The organism is Xanthobacter sp. BG11Y11_SDJG, assembly GCF_057364445.1.
This window is the reverse complement of record NZ_JBNFNU010000834.1, coordinates 1-705: the sequence shown is the minus strand read 5'-3', so window position 1 is coordinate 705 and position 705 is coordinate 1. Positions and strand designations below refer to the sequence as shown.

Here is a 705-nt window from a genome sequence, read left to right as displayed (position 1 = left end):
CCTCGGCCGCGCGGGCCGCGGGCGGCACCTCGGCCTCGAGCCGGGTCACGAAGATCGTGCACGTCGCCGCTCGCCTTGGCGACCCCTTCGGCCTGGGCGCGGTCGGCCGCGGGCAAGGGGTCGCTCTCCTGCTGGCGGCGCTGGCGTTCGCCGATGAGGGCCGCAAGCCGCGCGCGATCCTCCTCCAATACCGTCCCGAGCCGTGCGAACGTGCCGCGGGCCTCGGCCAGCTCGCCGCGCACCCGCGACAGTTCGGTGAGGTCGGAGGCGAGCGTCTCCGCCTCCACCCGCAGTTCCGGGACCAGAGCGCCGAGCAGGATCGCCGAGCGCACCGCGTCGAGCGCGTCGTCCGGGCGCATCACCAGGGCCGGCGGCGGCGCGCGGCCCATGCGCAGCAGCGCCGCCAGAACCTGGGCCAGCACGCCGCGCCGCTGCGCGAGCGAGAGATCCAGCGCCTTGGCCGCCTGGTCGAGGCGCGCCATGCGCCCTTCAAGGTCGATGATGCGCTGCTCGATCTCGCGGGCACGAGCGGAGGCGTCCACCAGCAGGCGGGAGAGCTTGCCGCGGTCGCCCTTGGCGGCCTCGATCTCCGCCTTGAGGCGCTCCTGGAATTCGCGGGTGCCGGCAACCTCGGCCTTCAGCGCCGCCCCGTCGCCGCCTTTGCCGGGCGGCAGCGGCGGCAGCGGCGCCGCCTTCTGGGCGAGG

Annotated in this window: 1 protein-coding gene; it reads right to left on the bottom strand. The window is 75.9% G+C overall.

Annotated elements, in window-relative coordinates; all coding sequences use genetic code 11:
* Positions 1 to 705, bottom strand: a 705-nt coding sequence (locus tag AC2W7M_RS26840) for a murein hydrolase activator EnvC family protein (RefSeq protein ID WP_486136265.1), incomplete at both ends; no start/stop codon positions are given.